At 65.3% G+C, this 20,018-nt stretch carries 19 protein-coding genes; 6 read left to right on the forward strand and 13 right to left on the reverse strand.

The annotated features are described in order from the left end of the window. Window positions 1-71: 71 nt before the first annotated feature. Window positions 72-1,094, forward strand: coding sequence for a DUF5305 domain-containing protein (locus tag BN984_RS01365; protein ID WP_008096289.1), 1,023 nt, complete (start codon window positions 72-74; stop codon window positions 1,092-1,094). Between the two features lie 32 nt (window positions 1,095-1,126). On the opposite strand, the gene BN984_RS01370 is transcribed toward BN984_RS01365, so the two are convergent. The 4 genes from BN984_RS01370 to BN984_RS01385 form a co-directional block, all read right to left on the reverse strand. Continuing rightward, on the reverse strand, window positions 1,127-1,720 hold the full coding sequence (locus BN984_RS01370) for a DUF7344 domain-containing protein (RefSeq protein WP_049967465.1): 594 nt from the start codon (window positions 1,718-1,720) through the stop codon (window positions 1,127-1,129). A 95-nt stretch (window positions 1,721-1,815) separates the two neighbouring features. Continuing rightward, the gene (locus BN984_RS01375) at window positions 1,816-2,436 is read right to left on the reverse strand and encodes a hypothetical protein (protein WP_008096285.1); all 621 of its coding nucleotides are present in this window, start codon (window positions 2,434-2,436) and stop codon (window positions 1,816-1,818) included. A 42-nt stretch (window positions 2,437-2,478) separates the two neighbouring features. After that, window positions 2,479-3,210 carry a hypothetical protein gene (locus tag BN984_RS01380; protein ID WP_008096283.1) on the reverse strand — a complete coding sequence of 244 codons (732 nt, stop codon included), beginning with the start codon at window positions 3,208-3,210 and terminating at the stop codon, window positions 2,479-2,481. A 9-nt stretch (window positions 3,211-3,219) separates the two neighbouring features. Next, window positions 3,220-4,038 (reverse strand): hypothetical protein, encoded by an 819-nt coding sequence (locus tag BN984_RS01385; RefSeq protein WP_244877437.1) that lies wholly within the window; start codon window positions 4,036-4,038, stop codon window positions 3,220-3,222. 214 nt (window positions 4,039-4,252) lie between these two features. Between BN984_RS01385 and BN984_RS01390 the strand changes: the two genes are divergently transcribed. Then, window positions 4,253-5,413: a signal peptidase I gene (locus BN984_RS01390; RefSeq protein ID WP_049967466.1), complete on the forward strand. Its 1,161-nt coding sequence runs from the start codon at window positions 4,253-4,255 to the stop codon at window positions 5,411-5,413. A gap of 49 nt (window positions 5,414-5,462) precedes the next feature. Here the strand turns inward: BN984_RS01390 and BN984_RS01395 are convergent, their stop codons facing one another. Further along, window positions 5,463-7,259 carry a DUF4097 family beta strand repeat-containing protein gene (locus tag BN984_RS01395; protein ID WP_049967467.1) on the reverse strand — a complete coding sequence of 599 codons (1,797 nt, stop codon included), beginning with the start codon at window positions 7,257-7,259 and terminating at the stop codon, window positions 5,463-5,465. Between the two features lie 356 nt (window positions 7,260-7,615). On the opposite strand from BN984_RS01395, the gene BN984_RS01400 reads away from it, so the two are divergent. Further along, complete coding sequence (locus BN984_RS01400) at window positions 7,616-7,873, forward strand: hypothetical protein (protein WP_049967468.1); 258 nt, start codon at window positions 7,616-7,618, stop codon at window positions 7,871-7,873. A gap of 23 nt (window positions 7,874-7,896) precedes the next feature. Here BN984_RS01400 and BN984_RS01405 read toward each other — a convergent pair whose 3' ends face one another. Continuing rightward, on the reverse strand, window positions 7,897-8,292 hold the full coding sequence (locus BN984_RS01405; protein WP_008096273.1) for a response regulator: 396 nt from the start codon (window positions 8,290-8,292) through the stop codon (window positions 7,897-7,899). Between the two features lie 99 nt (window positions 8,293-8,391). Then, on the reverse strand, window positions 8,392-9,579 hold the full coding sequence (locus BN984_RS01410) for a tubulin/FtsZ family protein (RefSeq protein ID WP_049968564.1): 1,188 nt from the start codon (window positions 9,577-9,579) through the stop codon (window positions 8,392-8,394). 124 nt (window positions 9,580-9,703) lie between these two features. Between BN984_RS01410 and BN984_RS19860 the strand changes: the two genes are divergently transcribed. Further along, window positions 9,704-10,165, forward strand: a complete 462-nt coding sequence (locus tag BN984_RS19860) for a zinc finger domain-containing protein (protein WP_008096269.1) — start codon at window positions 9,704-9,706, stop codon at window positions 10,163-10,165. Between the two features lie 84 nt (window positions 10,166-10,249). Here the strand turns inward: BN984_RS19860 and BN984_RS01420 are convergent, their stop codons facing one another. The 5 genes from BN984_RS01420 to BN984_RS01440 all read right to left on the reverse strand — a co-directional run bounded on the left by BN984_RS01420 (window position 10,250) and on the right by BN984_RS01440 (window position 14,801). Beyond that, a complete protein-coding gene (locus BN984_RS01420; RefSeq protein WP_008096267.1) occupies window positions 10,250-11,272 on the reverse strand; it encodes a cell division protein FtsA in 1,023 nt (340 codons plus the stop codon). A gap of 132 nt (window positions 11,273-11,404) precedes the next feature. Then, the gene (locus BN984_RS01425) at window positions 11,405-12,307 is read right to left on the reverse strand and encodes a DUF7139 domain-containing protein (RefSeq protein ID WP_049967469.1); all 903 of its coding nucleotides are present in this window, start codon (window positions 12,305-12,307) and stop codon (window positions 11,405-11,407) included. Window positions 12,308-12,412: 105 nt separating this feature from the next. Then, a complete protein-coding gene (locus BN984_RS01430) occupies window positions 12,413-13,795 on the reverse strand; it encodes a pentapeptide repeat-containing protein (protein WP_049967470.1) in 1,383 nt (460 codons plus the stop codon). Window positions 13,796-13,891: 96 nt separating this feature from the next. Then, window positions 13,892-14,251 (reverse strand): hypothetical protein, encoded by a 360-nt coding sequence (locus BN984_RS01435; RefSeq protein WP_008096261.1) that lies wholly within the window; start codon window positions 14,249-14,251, stop codon window positions 13,892-13,894. Window positions 14,252-14,528: 277 nt separating this feature from the next. After that, window positions 14,529-14,801 (reverse strand): PRC-barrel domain-containing protein, encoded by a 273-nt coding sequence (locus BN984_RS01440; RefSeq protein WP_004976157.1) that lies wholly within the window; start codon window positions 14,799-14,801, stop codon window positions 14,529-14,531. Window positions 14,802-15,203: 402 nt separating this feature from the next. Here BN984_RS01440 and BN984_RS01445 point away from each other — a divergent pair, with 402 nt between their 5' ends. Continuing rightward, window positions 15,204-15,434 (forward strand): hypothetical protein, encoded by a 231-nt coding sequence (locus BN984_RS01445; protein WP_008096255.1) that lies wholly within the window; start codon window positions 15,204-15,206, stop codon window positions 15,432-15,434. A gap of 489 nt (window positions 15,435-15,923) precedes the next feature. Here the strand turns inward: BN984_RS01445 and BN984_RS19590 are convergent, their stop codons facing one another. Continuing rightward, window positions 15,924-16,319 carry a hypothetical protein gene (locus tag BN984_RS19590; RefSeq protein ID WP_181950672.1) on the reverse strand — a complete coding sequence of 132 codons (396 nt, stop codon included), beginning with the start codon at window positions 16,317-16,319 and terminating at the stop codon, window positions 15,924-15,926. Window positions 16,320-16,443: 124 nt separating this feature from the next. Here BN984_RS19590 and BN984_RS01450 point away from each other — a divergent pair, with 124 nt between their 5' ends. Then, window positions 16,444-20,013 (forward strand): PKD domain-containing protein, encoded by a 3,570-nt coding sequence (locus BN984_RS01450; protein WP_181950673.1) that lies wholly within the window; start codon window positions 16,444-16,446, stop codon window positions 20,011-20,013. The last annotated feature ends 5 nt before the right edge of the window (window positions 20,014-20,018 follow it).

Consider the following 20,018-nt stretch of genomic DNA (forward strand, 5'->3'; position numbering starts at 1 on the left):
AAAAGTTTTCTTGCGCCTCGAACTATCTGCCCGTATGTACATCCCGCGAGTGCCGCGCTCCCCTCTCGATAATGGGATTTGACGACCGCCTCGAACTCTTCGTCACGCAGCAGGCTCGGGTGCTGGTCGCCGTCCTCGCCATCGCGGGCGTCGCGTGTCTGGTCGCCGCCGGCTACGTCTTTCTCACGCCGACGACGCAGACGGTGACCGAAGAGACGAACGTGCAGTCGGTCGAGACCGGCGTCGACACGCGGGCGGTCGTCACCCAGAATACGACGCTCTACGAGCGCGGGTCGACGCTGGAGAACCGCTCTGTCTACTTCATGACGATTTCACCCGACGTGTCGTTCCGCGTCCACACCGACGTCCCCGCGAACCAGTCGGTCAACGTCACACAGCAGTTAGTCCTTCGCACCGTCGGCGTTCGGGACGGCACGCCGTTCTACGAGAACGAGACCGTTCTCCTCGACGAACAGACGCTCGTCACCGACGGGACCGTCGTCGACGCGCCCTCGCTCAACGTCTCCACGCTCGACCGCGACCTCCAGCAAAAGCGGACCGAGACCGGCGGCGTCGGTCAGTTCAGGACGAGTCTCAACCTCACGGTCACGTACCAGACGGGCTCGTACAGCGGCACGCTCGAAGCGAGCACGCCGCTCGCGTTCTCCGGGCGGGCCTACTACCTCGAACGGTCGCTGGCCGACGACCGGCGGCACTCGACGACCGTCGCGCGGACCGTGACGCGACCGCCGAACCCCGTCGAGTACGGCGGACTCGCCGCGGCCGCGTTGGTGCTGTTCGGACTCGCGGGCCTCGTCATCCGCACCGAGTACCGAAGCGACCCCGAGGAACTCCGCACGAGAATCTCGCACAGCCGCCACGAGGAGTGGATTTCCCGCGGCGAGTTCCCGACCGACGCGAACAAGCCGTACATCTCGATTCTCACCCTCGAAGACCTCGTCGACGTGGCCATCGATACGAACCGGCGCGTCATCTTCGACCCCGAAATCGAGACGTACGCCGTCATCGACAGCAGCGAGATATACTACTACTCGCTCGACGAGACGAACACGCACGCGTGGCTCAACCTCTGAGCCGACCTTCGGGCGTGAACCCTCCTACGGCGCTACGGCGGCCGTTCGAGGTTCTCGAACTGATAGCGGCGATTCGTCACGGTGTGGTACGCCGCCGAGAGGCCGAACGCCGCGACGATGACGGTCGGGTAGGCGAGAAGCGGGACCGTCCCCGTCGGGAGCACGTCGGCCCACAGGGCCGCCACGATGAGACTCGACAGGACCGAGAGGCCGAGGTAGTACACCCCCCACGGAACCGAGTTCTCGGGGACGATGTCCATGTAGATGTCGAGGCGCTCCATGCGCTCCGTGAGTTCGACTTCGCCCCGGTCGTAGCGGAGGACGCCGGCCTGTTCGAGCCGCGGTAGGTGCGTCTGCTGGAGCGACGTGTAGACGGTTTTTCGCTCGGCGGAGGTCAGCTCCGAAATCTCCTTGTCCTGTTCCCACGCCGCGACCTGCTCTGCGAGGTCTCCGAGTTCGACCGCGCCGTCGGCCCGCTTGCAGTAGTGGAGGGTGTACCGCCGGCGGTGGTTGCTCATCAGGTCGAAAATTTCGTCGCGCGTCAGCGCGTCGTCGGCCTCGCCGCCGTCGTCGCGCTCCGAGGGTGACGCGCGGCCGAGCAACCCACCGGCACCGCTGGGACTCATCTATCGACCGTCGATACTGCCCCACCGCACATAGTTCCTCTGCTGTCAGCGGCTGCACAGATACCGCCTCGCGCGGCGTGCCGACGGCCCGCCCGTCAGTCACCGGCCGACGACGACTCCCGCTCGACGTGAATCCGTAGCGTGGCGCTGTACGCCTCGGGGTCCGGAAGGTCCTCCAGCGTGCTCGGCCCGGTCCACGGGATGAGGTTAATCTGGAGGCCGAACGGGACCGACTCACCCGGCCCGAGGACCCCCTCCGGCCCCGACACCGCCGTGCTCACGTCGAGCAGGTCGTCTCCGTCCGTGCCCGGGGCGAGCGCCTCGTCGCCGGCGGTGATTTGGAGCGCCGCCTCGACGTCTTCGAGCGTCGAGTCCGAAAGCGAGTCGCTCGCCACGTCGAACTCGAAGTAGACGCCGTCGATGTCGGCCTCGCTGACGTTGGTGAGGCGGACGATATCCTCGAAGCGCGTGATAGCGCGCTTGTTGACGCCATTCTCGTCGCCGCCGGGCGTGAGTCGCGTCACGTAGCCGGACGCGTTCGTTTCGACGTGAATCGGGGGGTCGTTCGCCGCCGTGAGAGAGAGGTAGTCGGGTGCGACGATGCGAAAACTCGCCCCCGACGTTGACTGGGTCGTCGTCGTGGCGCTCACGCCGAGGACGCCGCCGACGATGAAGAAATTGCTGAGAACGAAGAGGGTCTGGCGGCGTGTGGGCATGGATGGGAGCGACGTATTTGGTTCAGTCGCGTGAGCGCGTCGTTACTGCGTCGGTTCTGCGACTGCCGTGACTTCCTCGATGAGGGTGATGTTCTCGCTTACGTCTCCGAACGTCCCGCTCGTGTCGAACTCGCTGGAGATGTTTCCGAGCGTCGCGTCTGTCTCCAGCGACACCGGAACTCTGCTACCCGAGTCCGCCGACGCTGCCACGGTGACGAAGTTCTGAGGATTGTGAGTGGACTCGTTCGGGTCCGACGAGATGACGTTGCCGTCCGAGTTGACGAACTGGAACGCCTCCTTGGCGGTCGCCGGAGTGACGGTTCCGCCGTTCGTGGTGACTGCGTTCCCGAACGTGGTGAACTCGAAGCCGACGTCGTACGCGGTGTCGGGATTGTTGTTGACGATATCGAATATCTTCCCAAGGTCCTGTGCGCCGCTTCCCTTCTCGATGGCGACCTGAATCTCTATCATGCCACCGCTGCTGTTCGAGTTATCGATGACGTGGACCGCCGGGAGGTCCATCTGTTCGAGGCTCCCGAAGTCGATACCACCGGCGGCCGCGTCGCCGTCGGCGTCATCGTTGTCGTCTTGGAACACGGAGACGTTCGCTCCCGGGTTGTCCGGAACCGTAATCGAGATGTTCGCCCCCGGCGAGACAACGCGGAAGCTCCCGTCCCCGTTCGACGAGAGGACTTCGGTCGCGCCCGTCCCGAGGACCGTTCCGGTCCCGATTGCGAGCGTTCCAATCGCAGTGATGACGTTGCGTCGTTTCATGCTCTCAGTTTAGGCGCTGTCGTCGACGGCGAAGATGCTCAGTTCGCCGGTGGCATCAGCATCACTCGAGGTCAGAGTCGTGTCGATTTCGACATCGACGGTAACCGAGGACCCTGCGGAGAGAGACGGTGCAGAACCGTTGCTGCCCGTCTCGCTGAGCGTGAAGGTGATTTCCACGTCTTCGCCGCCGTCACTACCGACGGTCAATGTGACTTCCGTATTGAGATCACTTGCGCTGGGGACGTCGGGGCCCGACCCGGACCCGAGACCGACCTGAACGGAGTTACCCTCCGCGGAGTTGTTCGCAATCGTGAAGACGCCCGTGAGCGTCGTCACCGCGTTCTCGTTGAAGCCGGAGTCGTTTCCGTCGTTTCCGTCCGCGTCCAGCGTCAGCGTCAACGTATCTCCGGTGTTGTCCACGTACGGGCTGTCAGAGGTCAGCTGAAGGAACGCACTCCCGTCGCCAGCCGTACTCACACTCACTTCACGCGCCGCGCTCACAGTCGTAAACGCGCCCGTTCCGACGAGTGCGCCGCCGCCGCCGACGAGTGCTCCGAGTCCGATCAAGATGTTGCGTCTGTTGATTGCCATGGTTGTGTTCTCCCTGACACAGGTGACTGCGTCGTTGTCTCTCCCAACAGAGCCTACCCACTTTGTATTCCGGTGCTTGAACGATTTCTCGGTCGTCGTTCCGTTCGACAAGCCCGGCTTTCTCCCCGTCGAGTCGGGTTCAAGCCCACCTTTCGGGGCGCATTTTCGACGTTCAAGCGAGGATTTAACACCGCAGAACCGACGCGAGGTCTGTCGATTTCTGTTCTGACTCGGCATTCGTGGTTCCGATTTTCATGGGTCTTGGTAACTCGGCCCTCTACTCATGGTGCCATTGAACATGATATACTAGCACATCGAAATCGATGGTCCCCGACTCGTGACGCGTCGCGACCCCGCCGACGCCTGCGCGCGCAGCGTTCGCGGGGGCTGTCGGGTGGGCGAGACGGCGATAGGTAATTACGGATTCACGCGTAGTGTCTCAATACACGCCGTGAAACTCAGCGACGTCCTCGAATACGCGGTGCTCGGCTTCCTCGTCCTCGCCGTCGTCGCGCTGCTGTTCGGGCAGGCGCTCGGCCAGCCGGTGCTCCTCGGCTACGTCGAGACGGGGAGCATGTCGCCGACGATGGAGTCCGGCGACGGCTTCATCGCGGTTCCGTCGGTGTTCCTCGAAGACCCCGAATCCGGCGACGTGGTCGTGTTCAACGCGCGAGAGCTCCACGGCGGCGGGCTGACGACCCACCGGGTGGTCAGGTGGACCGAAGAGGGGTACATCACGCGCGGCGACGCCAACCCCTTCACCGACCAAGAGAGCGTCGAGCCGCCGGTCAAGCGGTCCCAAATCGTCGCCGAGGCGCTCCAGGTGAACGGGAACGTCGTCGTCATTCCGCAACTCGGTGCCGTCGTGGGGGCGGTGAACGGGCTCGCAACTGGCGCGTTCGACCTCCTCGGGAGCCTCCCGGGGTTCGAGAGCGCCGCCGACGGGGAGCCCTCCCCGATGTTCCTCGTCGCTATCGGTGGGATTCTCATCGCGCTGAGCCTCGTGTTCGACGGCTCCGGCGGCGGCCGAAAACAGAGCTCGCACAGCCGTCGCCGCCCGGACTACTACACGAGCGGCGTCGTCCTCTTCCTGCTCGTCGTCATCGTCGTCACGCCCGCGACGTTGAGTATGGTTCTCGGGTCGGGGCCGACGGAACTGACCATCGTGAGCTCCGAGTCGCCGAACGAGAACCCGCTCGTCGTCGGCGTCGGCGAGACGGCGACGGTCGACTACCGCCTGACGAACAACGGCTACGTTCCGGTCATCACCGTCGTCGAATCGCGCGACCCGGGCGTCTCGTTCGGCCAGTCCGTGTTTGTGGTCCCCGGGAAGGGGTCGAAAAACACGACGCTCACCATCGAAGCGCCGGACCGAACCGGCGCGTACGACCGCGAGATACGCGAACAACTGTACGTCCCCGCGCTTCCGCAGACGGTTATCCTCGGTTTACACGAGGTTCATCCGTTCCTCGCAATCGCGGCTATCGACGCCGTGTTGGCGTTCGTGACGCTCTTCGTGAGCGTCCTCGCGCTCGGTCTCGGCCCGATTCGGTTGCGCTCGACCGGCCGGAACGTCTCGCTCGTCGAGCAGTTCAGACGCAAGTATCTGTGAGTGCGCTGGACGCCGGTGGTCTGCAGCGTACGCGCGCGCCCGACTTCGACTACCCGCGAACCTGTCCGGCGCTCGGCGTTCCGGTCACTCCCGCGCCGCCGGGGTCGTAGTCGAGGGTGTCGTCTCGGTCTCGGATTTCGAGGCCGTCGACCGAGAGCGTCGCCGACGCGTCGCCGAGTTCGACGGCGAGTTCGGCGTTCGTGGTGCGCAGGTCGGCGTCGCGGAGGAACGCGTCGCCGTCGGCCGAAAGCGACACGTCCGCGTTCGTCGTCTCGAAGACGCTCTCGTTCGCGCGGAGGTCGCCCGCGGATTCGACGGTAATCTGCGCGTTCTTCGTCTTGACCGTCGCGCCGTCGAGCGTCACGTCGCCGACCCCCGACTGGAGGTCGATCTGGGCGTTTTTCGTCTTGATAGACGCGCCCGCGGCACCGATGCGTTCGCCGGTGAGGTCAATCTGTTTTTCCCCGTGGACCGTCGCGTCCTCGATGTCGAGGAGGCCGTCGTCGGCGTCGAGCGAAATCTGTCCGTTGACGACCGTAATCGAGGCGTTCCGGGCCGACACCGTCTCCCCGCCCACCTCGATGTCGCGGTTCCGGTTCTGGAGGCTCGCGTCGCGGATGTCCACGGGACCGTCGTCGGCCGCGAGGTCGATTTTCCCGTTTCGCGCGCTGATGCTCGCGCCGCGAGCCTGAACCGACTCGCCCGAGACGGTGACCTTGCCGTTCCGGTTGTCGAGCGTCGCTCCCGTGACGTTCACGGGACCGTCGTCGGCCGCCAGTTCGATTTCGTCGTTCGTGTTCCGGATGGTCGCGCCACCGGCCTCAATCGTCTCTCCAGTCAGTTCGACCTTGTCGTTCTTCCCCCGGACCGCGCTCTCGCGCACGTCGAGCGTCCCGCTGTCGGCCGCGAGTTCTATCTTCCCATTTTTCGCGTCTATCGTCGACCGACGGAGCGTTATCGACTCGCCCGAGAGCGTGACCTGGCCCCAGTCGGAGTTGACCGTCACGTCGGTGAACTCGATGCTCGTCTCCGCCTCGATGTCGACCGAATCACCGCTCGTGAACGTCGTGTGCGTGACGACGACGCGCTTGGCCGAGATGTCGATGGAGCGCCAACTGTTGTCGATGGTGCCGTTATCGGTCCCGACGACGAGCACCGCGTCGTCGTCGTTGAACGTCGCGACCTCCTGTTCGGTCAGGACGCGTTCGCCGTCGTCGTAGGCGATGTCCTCGTCACTGTCGACGTAGGCGACGCCGTTCGACGGCCCCGGTGGGGTGCCTTCGCCGCCATCGCTCCCGTCGCCGCTATCTCCGTCGTCGTTGCCGCCGCCGTTCCCGGGGTCGTCGTCGCCGTTCCCGGGGTTCCCGCCGCTGTTCCCGCTCGTGCAATCGTACTCGACTCGCGCTTCGAGCGTCGCACCGGAGATAGAGACACCGTCCGCCTGCGCGGAATCGACTTCGACGACGAGTGTCGCCACGCCGCTCCCCGCGTTCGGTCGCCGGCAGTAGGCCGTCACCTGGTGCTCGCCGCTCCGGCTGAGCGTCGGAGAGCCGCCCGACTGCGCGAGCGAAAGCGCGTTCACGTCGAATCTGGCGGTGTAGTCGACGGTCACGTCGGTGCCGAGGTTGTTCACGATTGACCCGACCGCCACGGCGTTGCCGCGGCCGGGGCTCGTCACGACCTCGCCGGTCGGTTCGAGCGCGACGAGGGCTCGGTCGTCGTCGACGACCGAGACGTCGACCGGCCGCTGTCCGGAGACCGAACTAAAACTGCCCGTCGGAACCGCGGCGAGGGTGACGCCGAGCACCACGATGAGGACGCCGGCGTACCAGAGATTCTGATTCATGCGACGGTCTCCAGAGCCTACTCGTCCGTAGGACGTGGAGCGCCTTGTACACACCGACTGACGGCGGTTCGGTCGGCCGCGCTTCTCGTCCGGCGGATGTGACTCTTGAGAACAGTTTCGCCCCGTAAAGGGGTGACCGAACCTAAGGGGAAGGGGGAAGGGGGGATGAGTTCGGTCAAGTGGATGCGTCCGAGGGGTTACTCTGTACGGTGCTGCATCCAACTAAACACAATCACTTCGAATATATAAATGGTTCTGATTGTCAATCTGAAGAACAATCTCTCAGAAGATGTAACGATGTTACACCTATTACATCTATTGAAACGACTATGCTCCTCGGTATCGTATTCCCTGTTATGGCGGAACACACACCGGCACGACGGCCCAGCGACGCACTCGAGCGGGCGACGGCTCACGTCGACCGCGCCGAGGAACTCCTGTGGGAGTGCGCTCGCGACCTCCCGGACGACGCGGACGACGAGTTCGACCGGCTCTTCGAGCGGTTGTGGGCCGTACAGAACGAACTCGGACGGGTCTCGCTCCCGGCCGCCGACGCGGCCGACGAGGCGGAGCAGACGCTGGGCCCTTTCGACTTCCCGTCGACCGACGACTGACCGGTCCCGACTGGGTTCGGTGACTACTCCGCTTGCCGTTCTAACCACTCTCTCGCGTCGGTGACGAGGTCTAACAGCGCCTCCTCAATGGGGCCCTCGCCCGCGAGGTTCACGCTCCAGGTGACCTGCGACTGTACCGCTTGGAGGTTGAGCATCGTGTTCTGGATTCGCGACGCCAGCACCACCGGGACCGTCGCGTCGAACCGCCGGATACCCTTGACCGCCTCGACGCCGTCGAACACCGGCGGGGCGTGGAGGCAGATGACGAGATGGGTCGGTGCCTCGGTCAACCGTTCGAACAACTCTCTGCTCGACTCCACGAACTCCACGTCCACGTCGGACTGTGCTATCGCCGAATCCGCGGGTTGCGGGCCGTACGCGAGGATGCGCGGCGTCGCCGCTATGCTGGTCTCAGACACGCACCTAGCTGTTCGCCGAGAGAGTATTTGACACTTTCTCCGGAACGAACCGCCGCCGGCCGCACCCCTGCTTCGGCGGCGGTCTGCGACGCGACCGGGTTAAAACAACGTATCGAGGCGCTCGTCGACGACGCCCTCCGCATCGCCGCCGGCGTCGGCGCTCGTGTCGTCGGCCTCGCGGTCACGGCGGTCCCGCTCGGCCTCGACGGCGGTCGACCGGACCTCGGCCACGCGGTCGCTCCGCGACACGTCGCCGAGGAGGACGAGCACGCCGACGTGGTTCGACTCGGGGAGCGGGTAATCGCCGCCGCGGACCTCCATGCTCCCGGTCTGCTCTTCGACCCACGTCCGACTCCGCTCGATGGCCTTCCGGTTGAGCCACTCGGGCGGGCCGCTGACGACGACCAACCCGCGGGACGCGGAATCCACGTCACACGGGAGGGTGAGCCGACCGAGCACCGCCTTCCGCGTCTGGGTCGTGATGCGGTTGATGGAGTCGAGTTCGTCCACCGACGACGACCCCCCGCCCAGCAGTCCCTTGATGCTGAACCCGCCGCCGTCGTCGCTCTCGGGGAGTTCGCTCGCCGCGTAGCCGATGGTCGAGATGCCGCCGCCGCGGAGGGTGTTGATGACCTCCGAGGAGTCGACGACGCTTTCGCCGACCGTCCCCGACTCGCTCACCTCGCCCGAGGCGAAGAGGATGCCGAGGCGTCGCACCAGCTCTTCGTTCATCGAGTCGTGGGCCGCCGAGACGTCCTCGCCGGCGTTCGCCCACGCCCCGTTGTCGAACGCGAACACGTGGTCGGTCACGTCCACGAACGTCTTGAGCGACCGCGCGGCGTTGCGCGAGTAGAGCGCCCCCTCGTCGGCCGCGGGGAGGATGCCGACGCCGTAGATGGGCTGTTCGTAGATGCGCTGGAGGTGCTTCGCGAGCACGGGGGCCGCACCGCTTCCCGTGCCGCCGCCGAGACCGGCGAAGATGAGAAACGCGTCGGCCGTGGAGGTCGGTGCGCCGTCGGTGCCGCGAAGGAGCTGTCGGCTGTCGCGCTCGGCGAGTTCGGCGGCGAGTTCGTTGTCCGCGCCGACGCCGTGACCGCTCACCTCGTCCGCGCCGAAGAGGATGCGGTTCTCCTCGGGGACGAGGTCGAGGCCGCGGAGGTCCGCCGACGCGGTGTTGTACGCCACCGCGTCGACGACGTAGTCGGCGTTCGTGCGCTGTTCGTACCGAAGGAGGGCGTCGAGAACGTTCCCACCCGCTTGTCCAACTCCGAAGCAAAGGACCTTCATCGTCTCTTTGTGGCACGCCATTAATGGTGAATCTTCTGTTAGCGGACTGTCACACGTGGTTCTTCGGCCCCGCCGCCGACGGGGTAGTTCTATACGACCCGGGCGAGAACCACCGGCAAACTGCATGACCTGTCCGCGGTGTTCACAGCCCCTCTCGACGCTCTCGCTCGACGGCCGCGCGGCGCGCTACTGCGAGCGGTGCGGCTTCGTCGGCGTCGAGACGGTCCACGAGCGTGACGCGCCGAACCGAGAGTCGTGGGACGACGCGATAGCCCGCTTTCACGCACGGGCGGTCCGCGGGGCGCGCGAGCGCGACGAGGGCGTGGCGGCTGGAGACGAAGGCGGTGACGACGAGTCCGCTGACGGCGACAACGAGTCCGAACCCGGGGGCGACGAGGCTGACGACGCCAACGGGGCGGACGACGTCGCCACCGACGAGAGCGACGCGACTGAAGGTGTCGCTGAGTCCGGAGCCGTCGAGGCCGACGAGACGGGTGACAGCGACGCCGCTGACCGCGAGCCCAGCGACTACCAGCGCAAAAACGGGGAGGACGGCGACCGCGGGGACCGCACGGGAGACGAGTAACGCGCTCGCTCGCGCGCTCCCGGCGGCGCGTCGACCTCGGTCGTGACGTACTGTCCGGTCGGGTGCGTCAGTTCGGGTCGGCGCTCAGTTCGATTCCGGCGCGGCTTCTGCTTCGGGTTCCGGTTCGGGCTCTGGTTCCGAGGCGCTCCCGCCGGACTCCTCTTCGGAGCGGGCGGCGACGAGCGACCCGCGGGCGACGCTGTACAGCGGGCGGTCGATGCTCCGGACCTCGTTGACCGAGAACGGAATCGTCGAGTCTTCGAGGTGGTGTTCGAACAGCTCCTCGAAGCCTTTCGGACTGGAGGTGCCGCCGGTAACGACGACGGGCACGTCGAGGCCCTCCTCGATGTCTTCCTCGTCGACCTCGCGCTCGATGTTCTCGATGACGTAGTCGAGGAGGTTCTCGTAGTAAATCGACAGCGCGCCCTCGACGCCGCCGACGTCCGTCCGGAAGTCGAGTTGGAAGTCGTCTTCCTTGATGGACGTGACCTTGTCGACGGCCGTGCCGGTGGCCTGGGCGGTCTGCTGGTCGATCCAGTCGCCGCCGCGGGCGATGGAGAACTGCATGACCGGCACCGCGTAGTACGCCAGGCAGATGTTCGTCATGCCCGCGCCGAAGGAGACGCCGAGACCGGTGAAGTTGTTGTCGGCGAGTTCGCTGTAGATGACCGCCATCCCCTCGTTGATAGGTTCGGGGTCGTAGCCCATGTCGCCGAGCATCGATTCGAGCGTCTTGTCGTGATACAGCGTCGAGAGGTCCGAGTCGATGGGGTCCGCCGGACTCGAATAGAAGAGGCGCTCGTTCGGCCGGGAGGGCGAGCCGACGACCTGCTCGATGATGAGCTTGATCATCGGAATCGCGGAGGACTCCTCGCTGGAGAGGATGCCGTGTTGCATCGGTCGGCGCGTCTCCTTGCCGAAGATGTTCGCGAAGTTGAGCGCGTCGTCGCCGACGACGTACACTTTGTCGTCCTTGCGGATGTGGAGCACGTCGCTCCGCGAGAGCATCTGCTCCGCCATGTCGCTGTAATCGATTTCGACGAACGAGTTTCGCTGCTGGACAAATACGGTCTCACTTCCATCCTGGCTCGCGGACAGGATGTTCATGGTACCTACGTCAAGGCCTTTCGCCATACCTCACGCGTCGTAGGGCTGTCGCATAAATCTGTATGCGCTTTTGACATTCACTTCCGCCAATGAATCCAACGCCGAACCGATGGCCCGGCGTCCCGAAACGACTCAGGAGAACAGTCTGCGAATTCGGTCGACCACGCCGTCCGAGTCCTCGCGTTCGGCCTCCGCCTGCTGTTGCTTCCGAAGCTCGGCCAGCGCGGCGGCCTGGTCGTCCGTACTGTCGCCGACCGCCGTGTCCTTCTTCCCGCCGCGGAGCCCCTGTAGCCCGGCGACCGCGTCGTCGACCCCGCCGCCGCGCGTCTCGGTCACCTTGGCGTTCTCGAAGCTCGCCCGGTCCACGTCGTCGACGGCGGAGGTATCGAGCTTCAGGCGGGTGGTCTCGGTCTTGCGGACGCCGCCCCACGACAGTTCGGTGTTCGACATCGCCTCGTCCATGTCGCGGCGAACCTGCGCGGAGACGGCTTCCTCGTCCTCGCCGTCGTCGGTCGCCTCGGTCTCCGCGTCGCTCCCGCCCGCGGCGGGGCCGCTCGTCCTCGCGCGGGCGAGTTGGAAGCCGACGAGCGACGTGCCGCTCGCGGCGACGACCGCCACCGCGCCGAGCGAGTAGATGCCGACGATGCGGCCGCTCTGGTCGGCGCTCGCGGAGACGTTCCAGTTGTGGGGGTACGCGCCGACGAACTGGACGACGGCGACCGCGCAGACGAGGAGCCCCGCGCCCGCGAGGACCGTCGGGAACCGGTACTGGGAGGGAAGTAGGACCACGACGGAGACGAGGAGGAGGGGAATCCCGAGCGCGCCGGTGACGCCCGCGACCTCGCGGAGTTCGTACTTGAAGATGTTCTCGGGCGGGATGCCGCCGCTCCACACCACCGCCGCGAGCGCGACGGCGAGCAGTCCGATAGCCGTAAAGAACAGCGCGAAGCCCGCATAGACGGTCGTCTCGTCGGGGTCGGCGTCGACGTACCGCCGGTAGAGGGCGATGAGGGTGTTCTGCCCGTCACTCGACATGCCTCAGACCACTCTCCCGCGCGACATATAATGTTCGCCGGGTTCGGGGTTCGTACCGCCGTCGGCGTCCGACCCGACGCCCCGTCACGACCCGCCGGCGCACCGTTACTGTCCGCCGGCGTGCTCGACGGACATGTCGTAGGCCGCGACCGTATCGCCGAGGGTCGCCTCGGTGAGCGTGGGGTCCGCGTCGAACCGCGCGCTGGTGAACCGAGCGGGCCCGCGGACGACGGTGTCGCCGAAGGCCGCGGCGTCCGTCACGTGCGTGTACGCGAAGTCCAGTCGGCCCTCGATTTCCACCCCGAAAACGAGCGAACCCACGGTGCAGTCGGAGAAGTCCACGTCGCGCGCGACGCGGACGCCCGAACAGAACACCTCGTCGCCGAAGCGCGCGTGGTCGCAGACGACGCTCCCGCCGACCGTGGTTTCGACCACGCGCACGGGTGACTCGGCGGAACAGACCGCGTCGGAGAGGTCGAGGCCGCCGGTCACGGTCACGCGGACGAACGACGCCGGTCCCGACTCGAACCGCGCGCTCCGGAACCGGAGCGCCCGCCCCTCGACGGTCGCGTTGTCGAAGTAGACCGGGCCGTCGAACGCGCTGTGCGTGAAGTCGACGGTCCCGTCGCGGGCGGTGAGCCCCGTGCAGTCGATCCGGCCGCCGAAGCCGGCGCTCGTCGCGTCGATGCCGCCGTCCACCGTGAGTCGCGTCGCGTCGAGTTTGCCGTCGACCGTCAGGTGTTCGAGCGAGAGGCCGTCGTCGACGGTCGCCGACGCGGCGACGATGTTCCCGCGGACGCGGCAGTGCGCGAGGGAGAGCCGACGGTCGCACGCGACGTTCCCGAGGTCGAGGCGACCGCCCAGTCGGGTGTGGGAGAACCACGCCGGCCCGCCGAACTGCGCCTCCGCGACGGACACGTCGTCGTCGACGACGCCCTTCCGGAACGTCGCCCCGCCCTCGAAGCGCGCCTCGGTCGCGACGACCGCCCCCGCGCTGAAGCCGGTCGCGTCGAAGCGCTCGCCGAAGCGCGACTCGCAGAGCACCCAGCGGTCCCCGACCTGGAGATTGCGACAGGTGACTGTCGCGAGCGCGTCGAGCCGCTGCATGCACACCGCGCCGCCCACCGAGACGCGGTCGAGCCGCAGCGGGCCCTCGAGCGCCGCGTCGCGCAGGTCGATATCTCCTTTCACCATCGCGCCGCGGAAGTCGAGCGGCGCGTCGTCGGCAAGCGCCAGCCCTGCGAGGTCGATGCGTTCGAACGACCCGCCGACGAACGCCGACGGCCGTTCGGGGTCGGCAATCGTCTCGCGGAGCGCCTCGGTGACGGCCGCGGGTCGCGTTTCGCCGACGGGGCGGTGAAAGAGACAGCGGTCGGCCGCACCGCTCGCGGGGTGCGGACACCGCCACACGGATGGCGATTCGTCGGCACCCGTCTCGTCGTCGGCGTCGAAGACGTGCTTGTAAGCACAGCGAGCGGGGCGTTCCACGTCGCTCGACCGTTCGTCGTTATCACGTAAATAGGTTGTCACGATGTCGCGAACGTCCGATTTCACCTTCGTCGCCGCCCCAGTCGGCTGATCTGATTACCGCTCGATGAAGGGCGCGCCGGCTTCCGCGTCGCCGACGACAGCCGAGAACGTCGCCGCGAACTCGAAGTCACGGACGGGAAGCGTGACCAGCCGAACCGTCTCGCCGGCGCTGTCGTGGAAGCCGACGACGGTCCGGTCCGATTCGAGTTCGACCGAACAGCCGGCGAAGATGGGGCGGTTGAGCTGTATCGTCCGCACCTCCCGGACTTCCTCGGGGGTCGCCTGCTCGCCGTCGTGTCGAATCTGCACGAGTCGCGTCTCGGTCAGAAGTACCGTCATCTCCTCGTAGTGGCTGACCGACCGGAGCGTCTCGTGTTCACCGACGAACTGGTGAATCGACTCGTAGAGGCTCATACGTCGCCTACTCGACCCACTCGTATCAACGTATCTACAACAGCTTTCGGCGTCTCTCGACCGTCAGTGCGGGTCGCGGGCCTCGCGACGCGCGGCCTGAACGGTCGGGGCCCGACCGTCTGTCAGAGGCGTGCAGGCGGGACGGGCCGCCGTGACTGGGCAATCGCGCTGTCCACATCCTGACCAACACGACCGCCCGCTATACGGTCGTCGTCGGGAGTATATCAACGTATGTGCCCGTTGGCTGCGTGGACGGTCGAAAAACCGGTGTTCGAGATCAGTCGGCGGCCTCGATACCGGGGTCGCCCGTCAGGACGATGATGTCGGCCATCCCCCGCACGGACCTGAACGGGACCCGGATCCCCCGAGGGCCGACTTCCATTCCCTCGGGAGGGTCTTCGACCGAGACGAGAAGCGCGGTCACGCGGTCGTCGTCGAGGTCGACACAGAGGTCGACTGCCTCGCCCAACCGGTTCCCCGAGGCGGTGTACACGGGGCGGCCTTCGATGCTTGGAATCGGTTCGATGCCCGTCGGTGACTGGGGGACCATACCTACGCCATCGAACGTGTCAATCAAAAATACCTCGGTCGATGCGGACGGTTCGGTCCCGAGGGTATCGAGGGTGTGATGCGTTCCGGTCCAGACGCGTACCGCGCGATAGTCACCGAGAGACGACGCGAGCACTGAATATTCTCCCGCGTCGATATGTATTTAGGCACGCCTAATGGATATGAATCTGGTCAGGACAAACCGAGCCTCGGTGTTCCTTCCACAGACCCACCACCACTACCGAGGCCGACTGACCATTTTCTCACGGACAAGCGGTCGGTCGTGTTTATCCCGCTGTCGTCTCTCCCGCCGAGCGCTGTCGCCGCCTGCACTGTGTACAGTCCCGTTGTCATAATGCAAAGCAATCTTCACATTTATGTTTTTGAATATACATTTCTCCGTATGGTAGACAGTCCGGTCCGGGCGTATGGTGCGCTGTTCGTCGTCGTCGCGGCGGCGGTCAGCGGTGCCATCATCCTCTCGGGCTTCGTCGCTATCGATTTCGTGCTCGACGCGCTCACCGTCTGGGGCTACATGGCCGCGGTCGGCGTGATGGTCGTCTGTGCGGCGGTCAGTTGGCTGACCGACCTCCCCGGCATCCTGTCGAGCGAGTTCGGAAGCGGCGGACGGTGAGACGACGCGGTAGCGACCGCTGACGTATCTCCCGCTGTTCGCTGCGCCAATTCAGTCACCCGCTTTTCCGTGTAGTCGAAATCGCGCCGGCCGTGTGCCTCCCCGCGGCACGCTCCGCCGTTCTCGGGGGGTCGTTTGTGTGCAGTATGTGGACACACCCTGACATTTATATCGGCCAAAATGTATTTAGTCAATCATGACTAGTGGGTATAAAACGCTCTGGCAGGGTACCGTTTCGCTCATACTCGCAGCAATTGTTCTTTCCGGGGGAGTCGTCGGTTTCGTCTCACCGACTGTCGTATCCGGGGCTCCGACGGATTCTGTGCAGTCGGCGAACCTCGCGAGCGACGGCGCCGGACAGGGCGTGGTACATACGCAGAACGGCTCGAACGCAACACAGTCATCACCGACAAATACGACCAACTCGTCCCTCTCTCCTTCGACAACAACCAACTCGTCGCTTTCTAACGAATCGAATTCGACTCCGAATCAAACTACGACGCCAGTCAACCAGACCGACGAGTCGCAAGATTCGGAGGGAGTGACTGAACACAACGAAACACCCAATTCTTCGACTCCGGTAAACGAGACCGAGACATCGGAGTCGAATTCCACAGAAACACCTGTGAACGAGACGGAGACTCCGGAGTCGAACACCACCGAAACATCGGTGAATGAGACGGAGACATCGGAGTCGAACACCACCGAAACATCGGTGAATGAGACGGAGACATCGGAGTCGAACACCACCGAAACACCTGTGAACGAGACGGAGACTCCGGAGTCGAACACCACCGAAACATCGGTGAACGAGACGGAGACTCCGGAGTCGAACACCACCGAAACCCCGGTGAACGAGACGGAGACTCCGGAGTCGAACACCACCGAAACTCCGGTGAATGAGACCGAGACACCGGAGACGAACGAGACTGAAACACCACGGGCAAACGATAGCGACATTCAAGCGCAGGCGACGAACGGGACGGTCGAGGCGGCGCTATCCGGCTCGGTGAGTATCACGTCGGTCAACACGACGGTGTACGACGTACCGGTCGATTCGATTGCGAGCGGCCAGCCGGTGTCCGTTACTGTGGACTACTCGCTGTCCGGACAGAGCTCCTACGAAATCTGGATTTACGAGGAAGACGTGACCGAGCTTTCGGACGAACAGTTAGCTTCCAAGACGGTGACGTCGGACTCGGGAGAGACGACCATTCGCGTTCCGGGGGACGAGCTGGACGACGCCGCCAGTGACGAGTCGTTTACCGACCCCGGCGTCGAACTTCGGGCGGTCGTGTTGCGGGGATTCCTCAAGGACGATATCGAGTCCACGTCGGTCAACAAGGGCAGAACGAGTAGCACGATCTACCTCGCCGACGACTCGGTCGAGACGCCCGTCGTCGAAGGAGACACGACTCGCGTCACGCTCTTCGGCTGGGGTTCGGACACGTTCGCGGGGTGGGAACTGAGAGAGGACGACCTGCTTTCGAACCCGCTCGTGGCGTCCGGCAGCGCCCGAACCAACAGCTCGGGCTACTTCGAACAGGACGTGCAGTACACGCCCAGTGAGTACCGAAGCGGAGTCGGCGACCCGCCGATCGAGATATACGCGGCGTCCGACGACTCCTCCGACACCACGCGGCAGTTTACCGTGGGCGTCACCGAGTCTGACGACCCGCCGGTCATCGACGACATCAGCTTCGACCCGTCGGTCCCGAACCCGGACGACAGGAACGGGAACAACGGCGAGACAGTCACGATGACCGCCTCGGCGAGCGACGATAATCGAATCAGGTCGTACGACTGGGACGTCGACGGTGACGGCCAGTACGAGTACTCCGGGGAGTCTATCGACATCGTCTACCGCGACGGCGGCGACTACGACGTGACCCTCCGGGTTACCGACTCAAGCGGACAGAGCGTCACTGAGGGAGAGACGCTCCACGTCAACAGGCGTCCGTACCCGCGAATCGACGGTCCGGGGTCGGTCGTCTCGGCCCCGGCGGGCGGCAGCGCGACGGTCACGCTCGATATCTACGACTCGATGGACCCCGACGGGAACATCGATTATTCGGGAACGACGTGGGTCGTCGCCGGTATCGACGGCACCGACTTCGCGACGGAGACGTACACCGACCGCGGCGGTGAACTCCGACTCGATCTCCCGGCGGGGGACTACCGCGTCGAGGCGTACGTCGAGGACGACAACGGGTTCCGAGCGCTGACGAACCGCGTCGGCGAGTCGGTTGAGTTCGAGGTCAATGCCCGTCCGTCGGTTGCGGCGTCCGGCCCGAATGAGGTCAACGAGGGTCGGTCGTTCACTCTACAGGCGTCTGGGAGCGACGATAACGGCGACTCCCTATCTTACTCGTGGACGCAGACGAGCGGCCCGGGAACGGCGGAGGGAAGCGGCAGCTCGGTGACGTTCGAAGCGCCCGAAATCGACAGTAGCAGCCGTCAACTAACGTTCGAAGTCACCGCCGACGATGGCCACGCCACGGCGAGTGACACGGTCACCGTCACCGTTCAAAACACGAACGCACAACCGACTGCGGAGCTCGCCGCGACGCCGACGGAAATCGACGAGGGCCAATCGGTTACCTTAGACGCAAGCGGGTCGTCTGACCCGGACGGAACGAGCCTCTCGTACGCGTGGGAGGTCGTCTCCGCCCCGACGAGCGACGCGCCGACGCCGTCCGGTGCGAACGGGGATGTCACGCTGACGACGCCGGGCGAGTACACCTACGAGGTGACGGTGACTGACCGCGGCGGAAAGTCAGATACGGCGACAGTCACGGTGTCCGTTGCCGACGTGAACCCGGCTCCGACCGCTTCACTCACCGCCTCGTCATCGACTATCGACGAGGGACAGTCGGTCACGCTCGACGCCAGCGATTCGTCCGACCCGGAGGGCGAACAACTCGCCTACTCGTGGCGCGTGCTCTCCGCACCGGCGGGCGATGCGCCGACACCGTCCGGTGCGAGCGGGTCGGTGACGCTGGCGACGCCGGGCGAGTACACTTACGAAGTGACGGTGACTGACCGCGACGGTGACGGGAAGTCCGACACGGACACCGTGACCGTGACCGTCGCCGACGTGAACCCGACACCAACCGCTTCGCTCACGGCCTCGCCGTCGGCTATCGACGAGGGACAGTCGGTCACGCTCGACGCTAGCGATTCCTCGGACCCTGAGGGCGAGGCGCTGACGTACTCGTGGGAGGTTGTCTCCGCACCCGTCGACAATGCTCCGACACCATCGGGCTCCGGTGGGGATGTCACGCTGACAACGCCGGGAGAATACACCTACGAGGTGACTGTAACCGACCGTGGTGGTGACGGGAAGTCCGACACAGCTACGGTCACCGTGAACGTTGGAGATGTTAACGAAGCGCCGACGGCGGAAGTAGAGGCGTCCCCATCGACTATCGACGAAGGCCAGTCGGTCACACTCGACGCCAGCGACTCCTCGGATCCCGAGGGATCGCGCCTCACGTACGACTGGCGAGTCCAGTCTGCTCCTGTCGACAATGCTCCGACACCATCGGGTTCCGGCGGCGATGTCACGCTGACGACGCCCGGCGAGTACACCTACGAAGTGACGGTGACAGACCGTAGCGGCGATGGGAAGTCCGACACGGCCACCGTCACCGTGAACGTCGGAGACGTCAACAAAGCGCCGGCCGCTTCGGTCACGGCGTCGCCCGACGAAGTTCGCGCGGGGTCGGACGTGATGCTCGATGCGACCAACTCGTCGGACCCGGAGGACGAACAACTCGCGTACGACTGGGAGATCGTCTCGGCACCGACGAGTGACATTCCGACGCCGTCCGGTGCGAGTGGGTCGGTGACGCTGACGACGCCCGGTGAGTACACCTACGAGATGACGGTGACCGACCGCGGCGGCGACGGGAAGTCCGACACGGACACCGTCACCGTCACCGTCTCGAACGAGACCGGAACGACGGTCGACCTCCGGTCCGATTCGGTCGCGACGGCCGGCCAGCGGACGAACGTCAGCGTCGTCGTGCAGCAGGCCACGGACGGTGTCCGCTCGTACGACGTGACGCTGCACGTCTCGAACGCGTCGGTCGCGGCCGTCGAGGACGTCTCCTTCGCCGGCGACCCGCAGTTCTCGAACGCGAACGTCTCCGACGGCGGCACATCCGTTCGGGTGACCGCGGGCGCCGCGAACACGGCCGACAACGGGTCGGTCGTGATTGCAAACGTAACGCTCCTCGCCGACGCCGCCGGAACCACGGACGTGCGTGCGACCGTCCAGGCGCTCGGTGACGAGAACAACGACGCGTACGTGGTCACAGCGGTCAATAACACGACGGTCACCGTCGAGTCCGGACCGCCCGCGATAGGGTCCGACCGTAACTCGCCGACCGACCCGGACGACGACGGCGTCTACGAGGACGTCAACGGAGACGGCGAGTTCAACGTCATCGACGTCTCTGCGCTCTTCGATAACCGAAACGACGCGGCCGTACAGGAGCACGGTCGCTTCTTCGATTTCAACGGAGATGGCGCGTTCAACGTCATCGACGTCTCCGCGCTCTTCGACCAACTCTAACCACT

It is taken from the genome of Haloferax prahovense, from assembly GCF_000723845.1.
In the GTDB taxonomy this organism is placed as follows: Archaea; Halobacteriota; Halobacteria; order Halobacteriales; family Haloferacaceae; genus Haloferax; species Haloferax prahovense.